This window comes from Candidatus Endoriftia persephonae, assembly GCF_023733635.1.
In the GTDB taxonomy this organism is placed as follows: domain Bacteria; phylum Pseudomonadota; class Gammaproteobacteria; order Chromatiales; family Chromatiaceae; genus Endoriftia; species Endoriftia persephonae.
In genome coordinates, this window is the sequence record NZ_CP090569.1 from 681,619 (window position 1) to 697,179 (window position 15,561).

General features: G+C 60.8%; 14 protein-coding genes. 2 read left to right on the plus strand and 12 right to left on the minus strand.

Annotation, left to right across the window (positions count from 1 at the left end; all coding sequences use genetic code 11):
- Positions 1 to 110 precede the first annotated feature (110 nt).
- From L0Y14_RS03170 to L0Y14_RS03220, 11 genes are all read right to left on the minus strand, one after another.
- Positions 111 to 788 (minus strand): PASTA domain-containing protein, encoded by a 678-nt coding sequence (locus tag L0Y14_RS03170; RefSeq protein ID WP_006474323.1) that lies wholly within the window; start codon positions 786 to 788, stop codon positions 111 to 113.
- Between the two features lie 21 nt (positions 789 to 809).
- On the minus strand, positions 810 to 2,000 hold the full coding sequence (locus L0Y14_RS03175) for a PASTA domain-containing protein (protein ID WP_006474322.1): 1,191 nt from the start codon (positions 1,998 to 2,000) through the stop codon (positions 810 to 812).
- Positions 1,997 to 2,653 carry a hypothetical protein gene (locus tag L0Y14_RS03180; protein WP_006474321.1) on the minus strand — a complete coding sequence of 219 codons (657 nt, stop codon included), beginning with the start codon at positions 2,651 to 2,653 and terminating at the stop codon, positions 1,997 to 1,999. The genes L0Y14_RS03175 and L0Y14_RS03180 overlap by 4 nt, the downstream gene beginning before the upstream one ends.
- Positions 2,650 to 3,591, minus strand: coding sequence for a hypothetical protein (locus L0Y14_RS03185; RefSeq protein ID WP_006474320.1), 942 nt, complete (start codon positions 3,589 to 3,591; stop codon positions 2,650 to 2,652). The genes L0Y14_RS03180 and L0Y14_RS03185 overlap by 4 nt, the downstream gene beginning before the upstream one ends.
- 3 nt (positions 3,592 to 3,594) lie before the next feature.
- A complete protein-coding gene (locus tag L0Y14_RS03190; protein ID WP_005965674.1) occupies positions 3,595 to 4,158 on the minus strand; it encodes a hypothetical protein in 564 nt (187 codons plus the stop codon).
- Positions 4,159 to 4,204: 46 nt separating this feature from the next.
- On the minus strand, positions 4,205 to 4,981 hold the full coding sequence (locus L0Y14_RS03195; protein ID WP_005965676.1) for a hypothetical protein: 777 nt from the start codon (positions 4,979 to 4,981) through the stop codon (positions 4,205 to 4,207).
- A 35-nt stretch (positions 4,982 to 5,016) separates the two neighbouring features.
- Complete coding sequence (locus tag L0Y14_RS03200; protein ID WP_006474317.1) at positions 5,017 to 5,484, minus strand: hypothetical protein; 468 nt, start codon at positions 5,482 to 5,484, stop codon at positions 5,017 to 5,019.
- Between the two features lie 10 nt (positions 5,485 to 5,494).
- A complete protein-coding gene (locus L0Y14_RS03205) occupies positions 5,495 to 7,261 on the minus strand; it encodes an OmpA family protein (protein WP_006474316.1) in 1,767 nt (588 codons plus the stop codon).
- Between the two features lie 30 nt (positions 7,262 to 7,291).
- Complete coding sequence (locus L0Y14_RS03210; RefSeq protein ID WP_006474315.1) at positions 7,292 to 7,876, minus strand: peptidyl-prolyl cis-trans isomerase; 585 nt, start codon at positions 7,874 to 7,876, stop codon at positions 7,292 to 7,294.
- On the minus strand, positions 7,876 to 9,003 hold the full coding sequence (locus L0Y14_RS03215) for a hypothetical protein (protein ID WP_006474314.1): 1,128 nt from the start codon (positions 9,001 to 9,003) through the stop codon (positions 7,876 to 7,878). Before L0Y14_RS03215 ends, L0Y14_RS03210 begins: the two co-directional genes overlap by 1 nt.
- A 96-nt stretch (positions 9,004 to 9,099) precedes the next feature.
- Positions 9,100 to 10,080, minus strand: coding sequence for a GGDEF domain-containing protein (locus L0Y14_RS03220; protein WP_006474313.1), 981 nt, complete (start codon positions 10,078 to 10,080; stop codon positions 9,100 to 9,102).
- A gap of 331 nt (positions 10,081 to 10,411) precedes the next feature.
- On the opposite strand from L0Y14_RS03220, the gene L0Y14_RS03225 reads away from it, so the two are divergent.
- Positions 10,412 to 12,556, plus strand: coding sequence for an ATP-binding protein (locus tag L0Y14_RS03225; RefSeq protein WP_005965693.1), 2,145 nt, complete (start codon positions 10,412 to 10,414; stop codon positions 12,554 to 12,556).
- Between the two features lie 18 nt (positions 12,557 to 12,574).
- Positions 12,575 to 13,774, plus strand: a complete 1,200-nt coding sequence (locus L0Y14_RS03230) for a response regulator (protein WP_006474310.1) — start codon at positions 12,575 to 12,577, stop codon at positions 13,772 to 13,774.
- 6 nt (positions 13,775 to 13,780) lie between these two features.
- On the opposite strand, the gene L0Y14_RS03235 is transcribed toward L0Y14_RS03230, so the two are convergent.
- Positions 13,781 to 15,502: an EAL domain-containing response regulator gene (locus L0Y14_RS03235; RefSeq protein ID WP_006474309.1), complete on the minus strand. Its 1,722-nt coding sequence runs from the start codon at positions 15,500 to 15,502 to the stop codon at positions 13,781 to 13,783.
- Positions 15,503 to 15,561: the final 59 nt, after the last annotated feature.

Here is a 15,561-nt window from a genome sequence, read left to right on the forward strand (position 1 = left end):
CGCTGAAAGCGCCGCATTATGCCACAAAGCGGCTGATGGGATGAGGGGGAACGCGCTGAACCTGAGCCGTTTTCAGTGGCTCAGGTTGATCGGGTGACGGGGGGGGCAGTTCAACCGAGAGTCAGGAGGATCTCATCCCCAAGGCGCACAATCTGCTCCCCAGCCGGTTGCTGAGCGGTGACCAGGCTGGCCTCATCTGCTGTATCGAGTGGGTCGCCCTGGCTGTCTTGCAGGCGGATCTCCAGGCCGAGCGAGTCGGCGATGGTGCGGCTTTCGATGAGGCTGTGGCCGACCAGGTTCGGCATCTTGCGCAGCTCGTCGGCCCCCTCAGGCGCCGGAACCGGGATGATTTTAAAGGTCAGTTTTGCACTGATGTTGGCCTGGTAGCCGTAGCGGTTGGCGTATCCGGCATCCACCGGTGTCGCGTAGAGGCGCGGCCTGATACCGAGATTGCGGCCGATCCGCGAGAGTTGTGTCGCGACCGCAGGTTGAGGCGCGGTTGCGGATGTCGGCGTTGCGCCGCCCTGTATCGATCGACCCAGGTGCAGTGAGACCCGCACCTCGCCGGTGGTCTCAGGCAGCGCATAGAAGGTGGGGCGGTAGCCGATATCGCGTAGTAGCGCGAGTGCCGCCTCGCCGCCCTCGGAGTAGATCTCCAGGGTCTTGGCCAGTGCGCCGTCATCCAGCACCTGTTGCGCCTCAGCTACGCCCTCACCCACTGAGGCGATGATGTCGCCCAGTGGCGAGGCCACTACATCGCGAACCAGATCCCGGATCTCTCCACTCATCGCTATCTCTCCTCTCTGCAATCAGGGCGTGGCAAACACCACCAGCACCCGCTCGCCCCGGGCAATCTCGGCGCCAGCTTTGGGCGACTGTTGGATCGCCTGGCCGACCGGTATCTTCGGTTTGGGGCCGAGTGATTTGCTGACGGGCTCCAGGCGCAGTCCGGCTGCCTGAAGCAGACGCCGTACCGCGGTCTCGGTCAGTCCGCTGACATCGGGTACCTTGACGTTGTCACTGGTGATGGGGCGCTCACGCTTTGGCAGCAGTTCCAGCTTCACTCCGGGCAGGGCAACGCCAGCGCTGAGCCGGCTCAGGTCGACCAGACTTGCCAACGCCATTGATTGACCGTCGTCGCTGCCGCTGCCGCGCAGGTCGAGTTCGATCTTGCCAAAACGATAGCCGTGTTGTGCATCGTGCAGTCGCCGGTTCGCGGCATCGACCTCGGCACCAATGTTGGCCGCGATGTCCTGGATCGGCGCCTTGTGGCTGGCTGCGGCACTGAAGCTCGCGTTCTCCTCCTTCAGCTTGGCCTCGTTAGCCAGGCTTTTGGCGAGCGTGCTCTCCAGCTCTGCGATGCGGCTGCTGGCCTTGCTTAGATCCTGCTGGCGTGTGGCGAGCAGTTGATCTTTCTGGCTGAGCTGAGATTGCAGCTTTGCCTCGTTTGATCTGAGCTTCAGTACCTCAGCGTTGTAGGTATCGAGGAGTGTGGTGTTGCCTGTCGCAACTGTTGCATTGCCGGTGCTTGCCGCGGTGGTGCGTGACAGGTTGATGTTGGATGCAAGGGCTATATTGCGCATCAGGGTGGCGCTGGAGACTTCGGCCCGTTTCGCCTGACCGGCTACGGTATGTTGGATCCGGCTGAAGCGGCTGTTCGAGGCGCTCAGCGGATAGGCGGTCTCTGCGAGCCGCTCCACCTGACCGAAATCGACACTCAGCACCTGGCTGGTGGCGTTGTAGCTGAGCTTGCCCGACTGCGCCAGTACCCGCGGTGCCGGATTGCCCGCTTCTGTCAGACGCAGCATTGGGGCATAGAAGGCGCCCGAGCGCAGACGAGTCGCCTTGGCCTGCCAGATGCCTTTGGCTGCTGATTTGGCCGAGGCGAGTCGCACCCAGCGCCGCGAGCTGAGCACATAAACCTCGAGATTGACGGTGACCCCCACAGCATCTGCGCCCTCATCGCTGAGGATGCGGGCGAACGCCTCGATGACCTTCATGCGCCACCTCCCGCCGGCAGGCTCAGATGGGCGACCTCGCTGCCAAGCTCAGCGCTTACCACCAACACCGCCTTGGCGGGGATGCCGGGGTCGATATCGAAGCGCGTTTCGGCACTGCCGGTTGCGTCGGTTACCAGCAGCGCATCGGCCAGACGGGTGCCGGCCCGCTGGCTGGTGAGGGTGATGCCTTGGATCAGTGAAAGCTGCTTGGAGGCCTCCATGTTGAGATTCAGCTCAATCGTCTGGCCGACTAGGATCTCGCCCGCCGAGTTGCTGGCTGTGACCCTGATGGTGTGGCGGCGTGCGTTTTCACGAGTTGATGAGAGGCTGAGGATCGGCGTTGGCAAGCCCTCACCCGGCGGTACCGCCACCAACCGTCCGGAGAGGGTGCTGGAGATCTCCTGAGTTGCAGTGTTGCTGCCATTGAGTGGGATGATGCGCAGTCGCACTGCGCCGCTATTACTGCTGACTGTCTCCATCGTGGCCTGTAGTTGGAAGTCGAGATAGGGGAGGTGGTAGCTGGGCAGGGGGCGGCCGAAACGATCCAGTGGTGGGGCGCTATTGAGTGCGTCCTGCGCCTCGCGAACGCCATCCGCGATCGACACCAGCAGCTCCTCCAGTGATTCTGCAATGAAACGGCTCGGAGTGCTCATCTGCTTAAGGCTCCTTGGCGGTTGTGTCGTGCGCGATCACGGCGGGCCTGGTCGCGTTCTTCCTCACGGCGCTGCTCCTGGCGTCGCTGCAGTGCACGCATGCGGTTGCGCTGCATGCGCTCGAACAGGTCGCCAGAGCCGCCGTTGTCGGTAGAGAGGCGCCGTCGCGTGCGCTCCGCATAGGGCCCGGTCTGGTCCATTGCGCCGCTGATCTGCCGCTGGCGGTCCTGCCAGAATTGATCGATCTTCTCCACCGCACGCTGCGGAGCTTCTGCCATCTTGGTGTATTTGTCGAGTTGGGCGGTGGCCTTGGAGAGTTTGTCGGCGCCGAGTTTACGCAGCTCCTCACGCTCCTGATCAAGGCCATGTTCGGCCAGCTGTCGATCGAGATTCCGCAGCTGTGCAGAGGTGCGGGAGAGCGAGCCGCCTAGTTGCCGGCCAACATTGGCGAGGTTGTTGAGGGGCGATAGCCGGTCCCGCGCCGCCTCCCGCAGGGTCTGGCGTTGGGTGTCGCGGCGTGCCAGCCACTGGTTGACCGAGCTGCCATGACTGGTTGCGTCGGAGCGGGTGGTGCTAGTTGAGGGGGCTGCTGAGCCGGGCCGGCTGCTGCCACTGCGTGCTGCTCTTCGCAACTCGGCGGAGCGTCTTTGCAGGGCCTCGCGATGTGCCTCCCAGGCGCGCTGTTGGGTGCGGCGCTCAGCGAAGCTCGGTACCTGAAAGCGTGCCGCATCGCGAGGGTCGAGCGGCTCCCCTTCGCCGGAGGTGAGGGTGTGCAAGCGGCTCTCCAGGGCTTTGCGTTGTTGCAGCAGGGCGGCCAGCCGCGGTGACTGTTGCACGGCTCGTGCTGTGCCACTTGCTCTGTCGCCGACCGGGATCGACTGGTCGCTGGGGCCGGGCGCGGGATTGTGCTGCAGATCCCGCCAGGTGCGTCCGGGCATCGGTCAGCCTCCAGGGGCGGGTGAACTGGCTGCGATCATGGCGCGGATGCGCTCCTCGAGGAGCGCTGGCGCCGGCACCGGCACCAGTTTGGTGCGCATCAGCGAGCTGCCTTCGGCCGAATACTGGTATTTCGATGCATAGCTTGCGCTGACGGTGGAGACGCGCATCTTCGCCGAGGCGGAGAAGAACCCCACCTTACCTTTTACACTGGCGTTCACCGTGGTGGACGAGCGGGAGATGTTGGTCTCTCGTGACATGGAGATTGACATCTTCAGCTCGATCATGGTGTCGACAAACTGGTAGAAGTTGGGGGTGAAGCCAAGCTCCAGCAGGCTGTACTGGTTGCCGTCGCCGAGTGGAACCAGCAGCGTGCGCTCTGGCCCGCTGGCCGAGGGGGCAGGCGCACTGCCATCCTCGGGCTCCTCGTCTGGCTGATACCCAGCCATCATTCGCGCGATCTTCATCGATACCAAATCAAGCTCATACTGTGCCTCGGCGATGCCGACGCCGAGGGTCTTGACCATCTCCGGGAAGGGTGCATTCAAAAGGTCTGTTCCGACGCTCATCTATCACTCTCCGTTGTTTGTGAGGTCCAGCAGATTCAGTTGTCGATCAGCTGGGTGTGTCGAGCCCCAGTTCCGTGCGTTTCTTCTCCAGGCTGGCCTGGCGGCGTGCCTCTTCGTTATCCATCAGGCCGCGGATGCGCTCCTCCAGCATTGGTGGAGGCGGCACCGGGCTGAGCTTGGTGCGCAGTAGGCTGGCCCCCTCGGCGGTGTAGGAGTATTTCGAGGCGTAGGTGGCATCGACCTGGGAGGTGGAGACCTGGGTGCGGTTTGATGAGGAGCGACTGGTGCCCCAGAAGCTGCGCTTGCGGCGGTGGGAGCCGGTGCGTTCAGTCTGCATGTTGCTGCGGGTCCGGCTGTATTCGCGGGTGCGGGTGATCTTGATCGCGATCTTTACCTCGATGATGGTGTCGACGAACTGGTAGAAGACCGGTGCGAAGCCCAGCTCGAGCATCGACAGGCGGGTGGGGACGCGGATCTCGCTATCATCGGTGACCGGGTTGCCCTCCACATCCTTGTCGATCTTGTCGAGGATCTCGTTCAGCTTGATCACGTCGGCACCCATGGTGCCGGTCAGGGCATCATCGACGGCGGCAAAGGCGCGGGCCTCTTTCATGGTCATGTATTCGTAGCCAAAGAAGACCCGGCTGTCGTCGAAGGAGACATTGCCCTCCTCATCGTAGACGGTGGTTAGGCCGCCCATCATCTCCGCCACGTTGATGGAGTTCTCGTCGAGCTGGTACTGCCCCTCGGCGATGGCGAAGGCCATCTGACGGATCATGTCGCCCATCGGGACGTTTAGCAGTTCCTGTCCTATCGATGCCATGTCAATTCTCCTTTCTCTATGGAGCCATGCGGATCTCAGGTGATTGGTTGCTCATACTGGCGTTTGAGAAGCTGGTTGAAGATGTCGGGGGGCGGCAGTGAGACCAGCCGAGCGGCGATCGAGCTGGCGCCCTCGGTGGAAACGGAGAACTTGCGCGCATAGGCGACGTCGATGGAGGCGGCAGCCATGAAGACCCCGTAGCTTACTCCGGCTGTCACACCGACCTTCACTGAAGTCTCGGTGGTTTCGGTCATGGTGAAACTCAGCTTCGCCTCCACTGTCGCCTCGGTGAAGGCGTAGAAGCTGGGCTGAAAGCCAAGACTGAGCAAATTGTAGCTATTGTCGCCGATCTCCACCTCGGTCTTGGACATGAGCTTGGCGACTTCCACCGAGTTGGTGTCGAGGGCGTACTGTGCCTGGGCGATGGCCAGCCCCAGTTTTTCGATGATCTGGGGCAGTGGTGCGCTGACCAGCGCGCGGGTGACCGGAGGAGTCTCTGCCATGATCGCCCCCTTAATCCTGCTGTTTCAGGAAGTCCTGGATCGTCTCTAGAAACTGCGGCGGCGCCGGGATCGAGACCAGCCGGGCGGAGATAGAGGAGTTGCCGGTGACGTTCATCTCGAACTGCCGTGAGTAACGCACGTCGAGCGAGGCTCCCACTGCAACGGTGCGATTGCCACTGTGCTGCCGGGTCAGGTTGGAGCTGCGGGAGCGGGAGAACTGCTCGGTCACCGTCACCCCGCTGCTTCCCGTCAGGCTGATCTGCCGCGTCGTGGCGGTCACCAGGGTCAGGCGGAACTTGTCTCCATCCTTACTGACCGTCACCACGTTGCCGGCCGCCGAGCCCTTCAGGCCGGCGCTGGCGCTGGCGTTGATGTCGTCGGCCAGATTCTTGGCGTAGGCTTCCGGGCTGCCGGTGGCATGCCCGCTGACGGCACTGTCGCGCAGCGGGAAGTCGGTGCCATCGATGGTCACTTTGTTGCCGGTGAGGGCGAGCGGGCTCGGCTTGTAAAGGTAGATGAAGCCGTTATCAGCACTATTGTCGCCAACCTTGTTGGGCTCGACGGTGTTGAGGTTGGGGCCGCCACTGCGAGCATAGACGAACAGCCAGTGGTGAGTGCGGCCGGGGGTCTTGATCTCGACCTTGCGGAACGCCTGGTTGTTCTGCCCGACTGTGTCGCCCGCCTCGGCGGCGGCAGTATCGCCGCGGGAGGGGGTGAGGGTGATCAGAGCTGGCGGTGCACCATTGGCCAGCAGAATATCCCGCACCTCCCGAGCACGATTATCACCGAGTTGGCGGTTCAGCGTGTCCGAGCGGGCGCGGTTGGCGTAGCGTTGGCGGTCTGCAAAGCCTTCGATGGTGATCTGGAAGTTCATCTGTTTCATGGCGAGCGCCATGCGCATCAGGCCGAGCAGTTGGGCGTCGGGTACGTCATGCTGTCCGGTCTCGAAGAAGGTGCGGAAGAGCACTGCGTCTGGTGCGTACAAGTCCGTGTCGTATCCTTGCGCCTCGATCTGGATCTTTACATGCGCCGCGTAGCTGGCCAGTGAACCCTGAGCGGTGCTAGTGGCGCTGGTTGCAGGCGAGTCGTCGAGGGTGTAGACGGTGTCAGCATCGGTGCCGATCCGCAGGATGCCGCTGTCGAAACCACCGGAGAGGAAGGCTACGGTATTCGCGGTGACCTGCACCTTATCTGCCGCAGCATCAGTGGTGATGGTCAGGGGGGATGGCTCAAGCTGATAGAGCACCCGGGCGATCCCGGCGCTGTCGCTGCTGGTGAGGGCATTCTGCAGGTTGCGGATGCGCTCCCGGGGTGAGGTTCCGGTCAGTGGGAAGTTCTGCCCACCGACGGTGAGCACGCCGCTGGAGGCCGAGGTGATCTCTACATTTGCCTGGCGTGTTTCGGTGCGGCTGCTGGAGCCGCTTTCACTGCTGCTCTCGCTTTCGCTGCTGCTGCCAGAACTCGTCGTGGTGTCGTTGAGCGATCCGCTCAGATTCAGACCCAGGCTCAGGTTTTTTTCGACCCGCAGGCTCAATTGCAGCGAACAGGTGATGTCTGCGTGTTGGTAGTGGTAGAAGGCTGGTGAGAGTCCTAGGTCGAGTAGGGTTTTACCGCCCAGCCCTTCGCGTGGCTCGATGAACTCGGCGATCTGATCGACCGAGTTTTCGTCTAGTGCCTTCTGTGCCTCGGCGATACCGAGCCCGAGGCTCTTGATAAACTCGGCGACACTGGCATCGGCCAATACCTGCCCGGGTGTCAATCCATCGTAGTCAGCCATGGTCTTCTCCTTTGCAAAACGGGCGATGGGTTACCCGGTCAGGGCCTTTGCGGGGTCAGGGACTGTACTCTGTGGGGTGGATGAGAGAGGGGTTGCACGTCTGCCATCGACCTGATCAGGACGCACCACGAAATAGTGGTGGCGCTGCTGGCTGCGCAGGAGGCGCGCCTTGTCGATGCTGAAACCGCGCCTGAGCCAGCCGAGCAACTCTTCGCTGAGTGGCAGCACGCCGGCACCGGCGTGCTCGCAGGCCTTTTGTAGCGCCTCGCGCCCGGCCTGCGGATTGCCGCTTTTTAGATAGACCAGGCCGAGCCGCTCCAGCACCGCGCCGTGGTCGCGGCGGTGCAGACTGCTGTGCAGGCCAAGTTTGGCATAGTGGGCATCTGCATCCTGGCAGAAGCGGATGATCTCGTCATAGGCATCGGTCAGCTCCAGGCTCTCCAATACACACTGGGTGTAGTGGCGGAAGAAGACCTCCGGTGCCTTGGCGGATACCGCCAGGCGCAGCGCCTCGCGATAGTGCTGTAGGGCCTCGGTGTGGTTGCCCTTTAGTGCCAGCAGCTTGCCAGCCTCGGCTATCGACAGGTGCAGTTGATGGGCGCTGGGGGTGTTCATCAGGCAGCCTCAGCGAAGGCGATCCGCGCGCCAGCGTCTTCCAGTGCTGCGCGCAGGATGCGAGCCTGTAGCTCCGGCATCACGCCGGGGATCTGAAACGGTGGCCGGGGCAGGTTGCTGCCCGGCTGGTGGAGGCCAAACCCTTCCAGAGTTCGTTGTAGTACAGCCTGGTCGGAGAGGGAGAGTACCTGCAGCCCGAGGTTCTGGAAGGTGATCAGTTCAGCGTGCAGCGACAGTCCCACCGCGTCGAATGCGGCCATGCATTCGACGATCTCGGCATGGGGGATCGCCTCCAGCAGGGTGATCGGCGGTGAGCGAAACACCGCTTCGGCCAATTCTACCGGGACACCGGCCAGCTGCTCGAGGGCTGCGAGCTGTTGCGGAGTGGGATCATCACTGCCCTGCGACTCCTGCAGTACCAGGTCGAAACGCAGGAAGTCACGGTTGACGATGCGCAGCAGGCCGCTGGCCTGATAACGCTGCCAGAGCGTCTGGGCGGTGGTGTGGTCGAGATCGGTGGCGATCAGCCCGCTGTCGTCTATGGTCGGGATGCCCGCCTCTGTGATCGCTTCGATGATGCGTGTGCGCACCAGTGATGGGCCATCGGCCAGGAACAGGTGGTAGTGGGCTGTCTTAGGTTGGGATGAGACGATTGCAACGCCATCCCCCATCTGTTCGGCAAAGGCGCGTACCGTGGCTTCACTGACGGAACCGAGCACCACCCCAGGTGGTGACATGATCATGTTGCTGGTATCTGCCTCAGAGAGGCCACCGAAGTTGGCCAGGGTGGTTACCGCATGGGGAAGTTGCCGGGCCTCTGTGATGTAGATCGCGACATCGTAGAGCGGGGCGAGGTCTGGTGCGGCGCTGCTGGTGGGCTGCAGCTCGGCGTCGTAGCCGATCTCGCTGAGCAGTGCGAGCATCTGCTGGGCAGTCGGCTTATCGATCTGGTCGACCAGTATGGCGGGAGCACGGTAGAGGCGCGAGATGACGGCGGCGGTGGGTAGACCGAGGCCCTTGGCGAGTGCGGCGGCGGTGGCTGGTGGTGCCGAACCGACCGACTTGATCAGGATGCGGTAGTGACGGGCTTCACCGGGGTGAAGCGTCCCTTGAGTCATCTCAGCCATCTTTGGCCCCAGTTGGGATTGAAAATCGCCTAATTGGGAACTCTAGGCCAAAGATTGGGAACTTCAAGCCCGATTTTCGAGTGGGTTTTTTTGACCTCAGTTTGCCAGGACGGGCTCGAAGATGGCGACTTGGTTGCGTCCGCGTTGCTTGGCGGCAGCCATGGCGAGTGCGCTCTGCTGTAGCAGTTCTTCAATCTGACGGATAGCTGGATCGGCGCTGGCGATTCCGACGCTGACGGTCAATCGCAGCCGCTGGCCGGTGTCGATCCGCATCTGCATCTGTTCCACGGCGCGACGGATGCGCTCTGCCGCTCGTTCTGCCTGAGGTATTTTTGTCTGCGGCAGGATGGCGAGAAACTCTTCGCCACCGATCTGGCCAAAGGTGTCCAGCTCCCGCAACTCTCTGGTGAATATGCCCGCCAGCTGTTTCAGGACGCTATCGCCGGCGGTGTGTCCAAAACTGCCGTTGACCCGGTTGAGGTGATCGATATCAAACAGGGCAACGCAGAGCGGGGAGCGATATCGGTGGTGGCGGCCAAGCTCCTTGCGCAGGATCTCCAGGGTGCAGTGACGGTTCAGGATGCCGGTGAGGATGTCTGTGGTGTTGAGCTGACGGAGTTTATGCTCGAGCTGGTTTCGCTCTGAAAGTTGCTGGTTGAGCGTATTGGTCTGGGTGGCCAGGCGGTGTTGCAGGCGGCGATTGGCGAGCAGGGTTGTCAACGTAAACAGGATGCCAAGCAACGCAACGGCGCGCAGGAAAAACTGCTGTTCGGGCCACCACTGGGCATGTTGCAGATCAATGGCGCGACGGTAGAGGGCGTGGGTCTCTTCCGGTGTAATCGAATCGAGCCCCTGTAGGATGATGCGCGTGAGCTGGGGCCAGTTGCTGTCGGCCAGTTGCTGGGATGGGTCTGCAGCGCTGGGGAACTGGTCGGCGCGGTGGTTGTTGGGTTGTCCGCTGGTGCTGCCGGGCGGGAGCAGGGTTGCTGCAGCAGGCAGTGCCACCAGGCTCAGTAGCAACAGTAACAAGCTGCGAAGGCTGGGCGGCAGCCGGGCTGGTGGTGCGTTGTTCTCCATCTGCAATCGCTCCTCCGGTTTTTTGGAGATCGTTTCATCGTTGGCCCGGTCTCCTGAGGTGGGCTTTGCTTGCGCCGTTTTGACTTCCCTGTGGGCTGGTTTGTTCTACCCCTAATATCAGAAATGGGGATGCGCGGCCAGCGGCGGTCGTGCAAGGGTGATCGGCCACACAATGTGGAATGGGCAGGCAGGGTACCTGCAAAGCTGGGCGGATTTAAAGGGAAGTCGATAGAGGTCGATAGTTGATAGGTGAGTGATGCTTTGATCGGGTGACAGCTCACGAGCCGGGCTAATTGGTATCTACCCGCGGGACTACAGTGTAGAGAGAAACATGGCAGAGAGTGCAGATAAACGGGATGTTGATGCCGCACGTCTACGTGTGCTGGTGGTCGATGATGATCCTGATAGCGTTGCTGAAGTGACCGTCTTGTTGCAACAGATGCAAACGGATCTCTCGGTTGTCTGTGAGAGCGTGGAGTCGGTCTCGGATGCACTGAAACGGATCCGTGATGTCCATTTCGACATCATCATGCTCGATATTGGCGTCGCCGATCTACCCTCTCCGCAGGCCATAACTGAGTTGCGTGGTGCTTTCTCCTATGCGCCGATCATCGCCATGAGTAAATATGCAGATGATTCTCTGGCGCTTGAATGGGTGCGGGGCGGAGCGGATGACTGCCTCTACATGGGGGTGATGACCAGCCAGATCTTCAGCCGGATCGTGAACTATGCAATCCTTCGCTCCCATACCTATCGAGCCCTGCACCAGCGCAGCCGCACCCACCATGTGCTGAACGCCCTGTTGCGCTTGTCGCAGAAAGCGCTGCCGTTGGAGCCGATGCTGGAGCAGGCGCTGCAGATTATCCTTTCGGCTCCGTTTGCAGAGATCCAGCATCGTGGCGGGATCTTTCTGGCTGACGAGTCGGCCCGCCAGCTGCGACTTGTGGCACAGGACCAACTCAATCCAAAGATCCAGTCGCTCTGTCAGGAGGTGGAGTATGGTCATTGTCTCTGCGGGATGGCGGCTGAACAGCGCAAGCTGCTGTTTGCCAGCTGTGTTGATGAGCGCCATACGATCGGTTTTGATGGAATGCAGCCCCACGGTCACTACAATGTGCCGATCATGTCGAAGCAGCGCCTGCTGGGCGTAATCGTGCTCTATCTGGATCATGGTCATCGCCGCAGCAAAGAGGAGGAGGAGTTTCTCAACGGCGTGGCCGATACCTTGGCAGGTATCATCGAACGGATCAGAACCCAGCAGCAGCTGGTCCAGGCTCATGAGCAGAATAGTCGCCTGCTGGCCTCCATCAATTCGATCCTGATCGGGGTCGATAACCATGATCAGATCACCCACTGGAATCAGGCTGCAGAGGCGGCTTTTGGTCTCTCTGCACAGGAGTCCGTGGGGCTGCCGATCGTCAAGAGCCGTATCCCCTGGGACTGGGCGGAGGTGACGCGCAATATCCTCATCTGCCAGAGTGACCACAAGCAGACCCGGCGCTTTGACGTGCGTTACCAAACCCCCCGGGGGGGCAATCGCCTGCTTTCGGTTTCAGCAACCCCGTTTATCGATGCCGCCGGTGCGCAGGCCGGTTATCTGTTGATCGCCGATGATGTGACCGAGCAGAAGCAGCTCGACAGTGAGGTGCAGCAGGTACAGAAGCTGCAGTCGATCGGTCAGCTGGCGGCGGGTATCGCCCATGAGATCAACACCCCGATCCAGTATGTGGGGGATAATGTGCGTTTTCTGCAGGACTCCTTTAACGATCTGGCTGAAGTCATCAGCGATAGCCGTAAGTTGTTGGATGAAGCGGGCAAAGGCAAGGTTGAGCCAGTCAGCGTGGCGCAGCTTGAAGAACGTATTGAAGAGGTTGATCTCGACTATCTTCATGAGGAGATCCCCGCCGCGATTTCGCAGTCCCTGGAGGGCATCGATCGGGTTGCCAAGATCGTGCGGGCGATGAAGGAGTTCTCCCATCCGGGGGCGGAGGAGAAGAGTCTCACCGATATCAACAAGGCGATCGAAAGCACCGCCATCGTTACCCGCAACGTGTGGAAATATCATGCTGAACTGGAGATGGACCTCGACCCCGGGATGCCCGAAGTGCTCTGTTTCCCCGGCCCCTTCAACGAGGTGATCCTGAATATCATCGTCAACGCGGCCCATGCGATCACCGAGAAGCTGGGTGAATCGAGTACCGAAAAGGGGGTGATCCGGATCACCTCGCGGGCGGAAGGTGACTGGGCGGTGGTGCGCATCAGTGATTCTGGCACCGGTATCCCTGAAGCGGCCCAGGCGCATGTCTTCGAGCCCTTTTTTACCACCAAGGAGGTGGGCCACGGCACCGGCCAAGGGCTTTCGCTGAGTCACCGCATTATCGTCGATAACCATGCTGGTGAGTTGAACTTTGAAACGCGTGCTGGCGAGGGCACAACTTTTATCGTGCGTCTGCCGCTGAGTTCAGATGCCAGTTAGCTCTTGATTGAGGTGGGGATGAAAAAACATATCCTGTTTGTGGATGACGAACCCAATGTCTTGGCCGGGCTTAGACGTAGCCTGCGCACGCAGCGAGCAGAGTGGCAGATGGCTTTCTGTGACGGTGCCAGGGATGCCCTGGAGCTGATCGATCAGACCCATTTTGATGCGGTGGTCACCGATATGCGGATGCCGGGCATGGACGGTGGTGAGCTGCTCAACCGGCTGGCGGAAAAACATCCGGATACGGTGCGGATCGTGCTTTCCGGTCACTCTGATCAGGAGACCATCATGCGTTCGGTGGGGCCGGCGCATCAGTATCTCAACAAACCCTGTGAGGTCGATGTCTTGAAGCGGGTATTGGCCCGGGCTTTCTCGCTGCGTGAGTTGCTGGGCAGTGAAAAGATCAAGTCGCTGATCTCTGGCATGCAGTCGCTGCCGAGCATGCCGGCGCTCTATATGGAGATGATGCAGCTGTTAGCTGATCCGAATGTCTCTGTGCGTCAGGTGGGAGATCTGATCGAACAAGACCCGGCGATGACCGCCAAGACCCTGCAGCTGGTGAACTCCGCCTTTTTTGGCCTGGGGCGGCATGTCTCCAGCCCCCATGACGCGGCTTCGCTGCTGGGGCTCGATATCCTCAAGTCGCTGGTGCTCTCGATCGGCATCTTCAGCCAATACGATGATATTCGCTTCCCGGTAAAGGGTTTTTCCATCGAGGCGCTTTGGCGGCACTGCTCACGGGTTGGAGGGTTGGCGCGGCAGATGGCTGAGGCGGAAGGCGTCGCTAAGCAGATGGCGCAGGATTGCCTGCTGGCCGGGCTGCTGCATGATATTGGCAAGCTGATCCTGGCAGTGAATCTCCCGGCTGAGTATCAGCAGATGCTTGATGCTGTCGCCGCCGAACCGGATCAGGCCGATGCTATTGAGCAGGCAGCATTTGGCACCAGTCATGGGGCCGTGGGTGCCTATCTGTTCGGTCTGTGGGGTCTGCCAGAATCGGTGGTGGAGGCGGTGGCTTTCCACAATCACCCGGGGCAGCAGCGGGAGGTAGTGTTCGGTGTGTTGAGCCTGGTGCATGTGGCCAGCGGGCTGGTCAATCAGGCCAGTCAGGTGAAGTCGTTAGCGAATGCTATCGACCTGGAGTACCTTGCGGCGGTGGGCAAGGAGGAGCGGCTGGAGAGCTGGGCAACACTGCTGGATGAGGCCGATCCCTGATCTGCTTCAGGCGAGTTGCTCGATGGGCGCAGGTTTGGCAAAGAGGTAGCCCTGCAGATAGTCCACACCAATCCCTCTCAGGATTTGTGCGATCGCCTCATTCTCCACCCGTTCTGCGATGGTCTGTTTGCCCATGGTGTGGCCAATCTCGTTGATTGATTGGACCATCGCCCGGTCGACCAGATCTCGATGCAGGTTGCGCACGAAGCTGCCGTCGATCTTGAGAAAATCCAGCGGAAGGTTCTTCAGATAGGCGAAAGAGGAGAGGCCAGTGCCGAAGTCGTCGAGTGAGAAGCGAAAACCGATCTCCCGCAGCGCCTCGATCCATTCGCTGGCTAGTTGGAATTGTGCGATGGCGGCGGTTTCTGTGACTTCGAAGCAGATCTTCTCCGCTGGAATCGCGCTCTCCCGGGCGCAGGCCTGAATGAAGTCGAACAGTCCATTGTCGCCGATCGAGAGCCCGGAGAGGTTGATCGCACAGTGGCCTAACCGTTGCAGGATATCTGGGTGGGCTGCCAGCCAGTGGAAGCAGTGTTCTATCACCCAGCGGTCGATCTGCGGTGAGAGGTTGAAGCTCTCGGCAACGTTGAGAAAACTGTCGGGCGGGATTATCTGGCTATCCTCTCCCTTCATCCTCAGCAACACCTCGAAATGGGATGTCTGATCGGTTCGCGTCATGCTGGGCACTATGGTCTGCTGGTAGAGCAGAAACTGCTCCCCGTGCAGTGCCTGCTCGATCCGGCTGACCCACTCTGCATCGTTGAGCCGACTGGTCAGTTCGCTGTCCTGTGGGCTGCTGACATGGATCCGGTTGCGTCCTGAATCTTTGGCGACATGGCAGGCGGTCTCTGCCATGGCCAGTAGCCTGGAGGCAGACTCGCTCGCCTGGTTAACCGGGATCAAGCCGATGCAGAGTGCGATGTTGAACTGTCTGCCCTCGCAACGGAATGGCTGGCGGGTGAAGAGGTCGTGCAGCTCATGGGCGCGTGCTTCCGCCTCGCTGAATGGGCTGTTGATAAGGAGAAATCCAAAGCTGTTGCCAGAAAGACGCGACACCTGATCGCCGTTGTGAAAGTAGGCGGCGAGGATCTGCCCGATATGGCGCAGCAGTTGGTCGCCGGCGGCGAAGCCGCAGTTGTCGTTGATTAGATGGAAGTGGTCCAGGTCAAGGAATCCCAAGGTGTGTTGGCGTTGCTCCTGGCGAGCCGACTGCAGCGCCGAATCGAGTGAATGGTGAAATGACTGACGATTCGCCAGCCCGGTGAGCGGGTCGAAATGGGTCTGATAGGCAAGTTTGTTGTTGAGCTTCTCAATCTCCGCAATCTGCTGCTGTTGGTGCGTCTTGCGTTTGTGCTGTTGGGTGTGGATCTTCAACCCTTCATCGAAGGCCGCCGCAATCGTGTCGGAATGACAGGGCTTGGTGAGGAACTGCACCACCCGTCCCTGGTTGAGCGCATCGACCGCAGTCTGCTGGTCGATATTTCCGGTCAGCATTAGACGTACCGTCTCCGAGCTTAATTGTTGCACCCTTTTCAGCAGTTCGATGCCGTCCATCTCCGGCATGCGCATATCGGTCAGGATGACCGCAAACTGCTTCCCCTGGCGGATCAGTTCAAGGGCGCGTTTGGCGCTCTCCACGCACTCCAAATCGTAGCGTCGACCCAATGAGCGGCGGATGCCCGCGAGCAGGCCGGGGTCATCGTCGACGATCAGGATCCTTTGCGTCATGTCTTGCATATCTGTATTAACGGTGTTTCTGAGCGCATCTTTAAAAGATTGGCCGGCAG

Bases quoted from the DNA above. Each gene is read 5' to 3' on its own strand.
- L0Y14_RS03230 (WP_006474310.1), top strand. From the start codon at position 12,575: ATGAAAAAACATATCCTGTTTGTGGATGACGAACCCAATGTCTTGGCC.
- L0Y14_RS03175 (WP_006474322.1), bottom strand. From the start codon at position 2,000: ATGAAGGTCATCGAGGCGTTCGCCCGCATCCTCAGCGATGAGGGCGCA.
- L0Y14_RS03220 (WP_006474313.1), bottom strand. From the start codon at position 10,080: ATGGAGAACAACGCACCACCAGCCCGGCTGCCGCCCAGCCTTCGCAGC.
- L0Y14_RS03210 (WP_006474315.1), bottom strand. From the start codon at position 7,876: ATGAACACCCCCAGCGCCCATCAACTGCACCTGTCGATAGCCGAGGCT.
- L0Y14_RS03170 (WP_006474323.1), bottom strand. From the start codon at position 788: ATGAGTGGAGAGATCCGGGATCTGGTTCGCGATGTAGTGGCCTCGCCA.
- L0Y14_RS03185 (WP_006474320.1), bottom strand. From the start codon at position 3,591: ATGCCCGGACGCACCTGGCGGGATCTGCAGCACAATCCCGCGCCCGGC.
- L0Y14_RS03190 (WP_005965674.1), bottom strand. From the start codon at position 4,158: ATGAGCGTCGGAACAGACCTTTTGAATGCACCCTTCCCGGAGATGGTC.
- L0Y14_RS03205 (WP_006474316.1), bottom strand. From the start codon at position 7,261: ATGGCTGACTACGATGGATTGACACCCGGGCAGGTATTGGCCGATGCC.
- L0Y14_RS03180 (WP_006474321.1), bottom strand. From the start codon at position 2,653: ATGAGCACTCCGAGCCGTTTCATTGCAGAATCACTGGAGGAGCTGCTG.
- L0Y14_RS03225 (WP_005965693.1), top strand. From the start codon at position 10,412: ATGGCAGAGAGTGCAGATAAACGGGATGTTGATGCCGCACGTCTACGT.
- L0Y14_RS03200 (WP_006474317.1), bottom strand. From the start codon at position 5,484: ATGGCAGAGACTCCTCCGGTCACCCGCGCGCTGGTCAGCGCACCACTG.
- L0Y14_RS03215 (WP_006474314.1), bottom strand. From the start codon at position 9,003: ATGGCTGAGATGACTCAAGGGACGCTTCACCCCGGTGAAGCCCGTCAC.
- L0Y14_RS03235 (WP_006474309.1), bottom strand. From the start codon at position 15,502: ATGACGCAAAGGATCCTGATCGTCGACGATGACCCCGGCCTGCTCGCG.
- L0Y14_RS03195 (WP_005965676.1), bottom strand. From the start codon at position 4,981: ATGGCATCGATAGGACAGGAACTGCTAAACGTCCCGATGGGCGACATG.